The 1,439-nt window shown below is 49.9% G+C and carries 2 protein-coding genes; both read right to left on the bottom strand.

What is annotated here, in order from left to right:
• Window positions 1-490, bottom strand: a 490-nt coding sequence (locus KIV40_RS28855) for a DNA-processing protein DprA (RefSeq protein WP_285352654.1), incomplete at its 3' end; no start/stop codon positions are given.
• A gap of 9 nt (window positions 491-499) precedes the next feature.
• Window positions 500-1,439: LysM peptidoglycan-binding domain-containing protein (locus KIV40_RS28850; RefSeq protein WP_285352652.1), on the bottom strand; the 940-nt coding region annotated here is incomplete at its 5' end.

Genomic DNA, 1,439 nt, shown 5'->3' with positions numbered 1-1,439 from the left:
CTTCTAGATCGCCATCATGAGCATAGCCATCAATACCGAGCGCGAGACCACTGGTGACAATCAAACCACTTTGGGTAAATTCACGGGCGAAGGCCTTAGCTGTTTGCAAACCTTCTAAGCTCGCGTTGCGGCTGCCGACCATTGCGATCTGAGGATCGCTCAGCGTGCTAATATTGCCGCGCACAAATAAGGTGCCCGGCGCACTGGCTATCTGACGCAAGCAAGGTGGATACGCAGCACATTGGTGAGTCACAATATGATGAGTCGGACTTTGGGCTTGCCACGCTAAGCACTCTTCAACCAAAGGCTCAGTCTTGAATTTAAGGTAGGCTATCTGCGAATCAGAGAAACCAATCGCTGTGAGCTGTTGGTGAGAGTAATCGGCAAGATTTTGCGGTGAGTCTATGGCCAACAAACGCTTAAGGCGCTTCATACCCAACTTGGGGACAAAGCTTAACCTCAACCATGCTGCTAGCTCTTGCTCTGTCATGGGAGAATCCTACTTGTCAGAGTCATCACTTGAGAGCGGTGAAACAGCTAAGATATCCTGACTAATAGGTTTGCTGCTTTGAGTCACTAAGGCCAAACTGAAGTACTGATACGGTCTTATGACTATCAAATTCCCCACTTCCGTGCTTGGCAGTTGGATCTTATCACCCAGAGCCTCACTGTCGTAGCTGTAGTCACCTTGCTGACCATAAACCACCGCGCCAGCCTCACTGAGCGAAAACATCGACCCTTGGCGAAGGTTATCGTGAGTGCCTCTATCTATCACCACCACGTGGTTCTTGGCACTGAACTTCCCTCCCTCCAAAGATCCCACAATATGAGCAAACTGTCCTGCGGCGGTTGGCGCAGGGTAAAAGGTCGTCGTGAGCGCGGCTTGGTCAATATTCAATTCTGGCAACACCACATCATTGACTAAGATTTCTTGCAGTTGAGAGTCGACCTGCAAGCTGCTAAACGAGGCTTCAACGGAACTAAGGTGAGCATTAGCCACTAAGCGCAGTGACACCATCGACGATTGAGGCTCACTACGTTGATACTCCGCGACAGCTCGGTAGATGCCCCACTTTTGATGTTGCTGCTTTCCAGAGATAAACAGTCGGTCTTGAGCGGTTAAAAACTTGCGTCCATCACTGGTGCCCAGCACTCGCTGTGCGGAGTCGATATCCGATTGAGTGACGAGTCGATCTGATTGAAGGTATGGAAGAACTAAACCCTCATCGACCGTCGGCACCGCTTTTTTATCTCTCACGCGAATCTTTGGGCTGAGTTTAATCACTGGTTTAAGGCTCAAGACTGGCTGACCATTCAACCAAACCAGAGAGAGTTTATCGCCCGGATAAATCAGATGAGGGTTGTCTATCTCTGGATTCCCCTGCCATAAGCGCGGCCATAACCACGGACTATCAAGATACATCTCCGAGATATCCCAA

This window comes from Vibrio sp. D173a (genome assembly GCF_030248475.1).
This window is presented reverse-complemented; position numbering and strand designations above follow the sequence as displayed.